This is a genomic window from Sporomusa sp. (assembly GCF_035561255.1).
In the GTDB taxonomy this organism is placed as follows: domain Bacteria; phylum Bacillota; class Negativicutes; order Sporomusales; family Sporomusaceae; genus Sporomusa.
The window spans coordinates 1-2,646 of sequence record NZ_DATMXX010000075.1 but is presented as its reverse complement, the minus strand read 5'-3'; the positions used below and the strand labels follow the sequence as shown (position 1 = coordinate 2,646).

The window sequence follows — 2,646 nt, the reverse complement described above, 5'->3', positions numbered from 1 at the left end:
GACAGGATAAAACCTTTGCAGTCTTAAGGCATTGCGAGCTTGCCCATGGCTTTAGAGAAAATGGCAAGATATTTTTTAAGGTCTGGGGACAAGATACACTTGGTAAAATGAATATCGAAGATTAATGAACAATTATTTATTCATACAACGCAAATTTGTAACCTACGCCCCGTAATGTTTGAATAAAGGAGATTGGAGAATCATCGCGTTTAATTTTTTCCCGCAATCTGCTGATTAGGACAGTGACGGTATCCTCGTTGCCAATGTAGTCGTTCTGCCATATTTGATAGAGCAGCTGCTTGCGGGTAAAAACCTTATTGGGGTGTTTCACCATAAACCATAAGATGTCAAACTCTTTTGCTGTCAACTCAATAGGCTGATCATCCAATAAAACCTCCCGGGAAGAAGGGTTGATGGATAATCCATTGTGGCAATAGATCAATCCCTCGTTGTTTACCACCTTATGCTCGATTTTGGTACGACGGAGGACTGCTTTTACCCTTAAACAGAGTTCAACCGGGCTGAAGGGTTTGGTTAAATAGTCGTCAACTCCAAGGTTGAACCCGAGAATCTTGTCCAGCTCCTGGTTTCTAACCGACAGGATGATGATGGGTACAGAGGAGGTTTCCCTAATTGTGCGGCATACCTGAAAGCCGTCGACTTTAGGCAGGGCAAGGTCGAGGACAACAAGATCATAGTCCTGGCGTTGGAACTGCTCAAGGGCTTGCTGGCCGTCTATGGCAGTCGAAACCTCATACCCTTCCCGCGACAGGCAGTGTTCTATAATCCTCAGGATCTTTGGCTCGTCGTCTACAACTAATATCTTAGGCACAATGATCCCCCCTTTCTATTGGATAAGATAACTACGTTAAACTGTAGAAGGTACCTGGTAAATTGGGAGCTTAAAATAAAAGGTGCTGCCTGAGCCGGTGGTGCTCTCCACCCAAATCGTTCCCCCATGAAGCTCTATCAGGTGTTTGGTGATGGCCAGGCCTAAGCCTGTTCCCCCGTACTCCTTGGTTATTCCTGAATCTAATTGAATAAATTTGCCGAAAATGAGTGAAATATCATTTTGGGACATGCCTTTTCCCGTATCTTGCACCGATACCAGGATTGTATGTTCATCATCCAGGTACATAACTTTTACATGTACGCTGCCGCCAGCCGGCGTAAACTTAATCGCATTTGACAGTAAGTTCATTAAAATCTGCTTTACCTTATTCTTGTCAGCCTGTATTGCCGGGAGTTCCTCAGGTATTTCAATACTGCAAGTTAGACCGTTTCTGTTAATTAAAGGTGAAAGAATCCGTTCTAATACTGCAGTGATTTCGGCGATTTCAAAAACAGTAAGGTGAAGCTGCATCTTGCCTTTTTCGATTTTAGACAGCTCCAGTATGTCTCTAATTAAATCCAGCAGGTGGTGGGCGCTTTGGTAAATATCATATACATATTCGGTTACTTCTTCTTTTTCTGTTCCATATTCCAGGATTACCTCGGCATAAGCAATCATTGACGTAAGCGGGGTTTGCAGTTCGTGGCTCATGGTAGCAATAAATTCAGATTTAACCTCACTGGCTTCGGCCAGTTTTTTATTGATTTTTTGTAACTCTTGCTGATGCCTTTGCAGTGTTTGATACGCGGCTGCTAACTCATTTGTTCTTTCGCTTACTTTTGATTCCAGGTTATCATGTAGTTCCTTCAGGTTCTCAGCCATGGCGTGAAAGCTATCATAGAGAGTCTGAATCTCGAAGTTCGCCATTGCGGGCACATCGCGCATTTCTAAGTTGCCGCTGCCAATTCTTTGCGCAAGGCCTGTCATGTGTTCCAGCGGCTGAACGAACCTCTTCCGGATTATAAGATAGATCAGGGCCGTCAGCGTCAGCCAGAGGGTGAAGACTGCAAGCAAACGGCCGACAAGCATGTTGTGAATATTTTGTTCCATTTGGTCCATCGGAGCGATTATGCTGATTGCACCGGCGAAATCCCCGAGTTTAGAGCCCTCTTTTGGATAACCGGCAATATCTAGTTTTCCTGCAGGCTCACCATGACAGGTTAAGCAGTCCCGCTCATAATACAGGGGCAGCATATAACGGAAAACCTTCCGATCATTTATCGTATCTACTGCCCACTCTTCATTAAGATCTCTGTCACCGGCCAGCTTTTGCAGCATTTCGATTTCAAACAGATCAGGCGAATTTTCAGGATTCCGGACTTTTAGGCCGGTTTGCTTAAATGTGTACCCCATCGTACCATTAAATAGCTCTGAGATGCCCCGGATTGCAACAGAGGGGTTAAAATTCTTGAAATGAATGGAACCATCACCGTCTTTGTTGATTAAGTCCTGCTTTTGAGCGATAAAAATACGTGTGTATAATAATTGATTTGCAAGAACGGCAGTACTTTTGTGCAAATCCTCTAAAGCCTGCTTGCGTAGGATGTGACTATCCCATCCGAGATAAAGCAGCATCAATACAGATATAGTTGTAGTAAGTAGCCACATGATCTGGGTATTAAGACGCATACGGTTAAGCATTGTCTGCCACCTTTGGTAATTCGTTATGGACAAATAGATAAAAAGCTTTTTCCGGAATTCTGCCGGAAAAAGCTAGTCTGTTATAATGCCCATATCTTAGCAGAGCCTTAATA

The 2,646-nt window shown here is 43.7% G+C and carries 2 protein-coding genes; both read right to left on the bottom strand.

Features of this window, described 5'->3' with window-relative positions; all coding sequences use genetic code 11:
- Positions 1–136 precede the first annotated feature (136 nt).
- Positions 137–832, bottom strand: coding sequence for a response regulator transcription factor (locus VN379_RS04600; RefSeq protein WP_325531267.1), 696 nt, complete (start codon positions 830–832; stop codon positions 137–139).
- Positions 833–868: 36 nt separating this feature from the next.
- Positions 869–2,533, bottom strand: coding sequence for an ATP-binding protein (locus tag VN379_RS04595; protein ID WP_325531265.1), 1,665 nt, complete (start codon positions 2,531–2,533; stop codon positions 869–871).
- Positions 2,534–2,646 lie beyond the last annotated feature (113 nt).

What these genes read in the sequence shown, in the direction of transcription:
- VN379_RS04595 (WP_325531265.1), bottom strand. Translation starts at nt 2,533, where the DNA reads ATGCTTAACCGTATGCGTCTTAATACCCAGATCATGTGGCTACTTACT.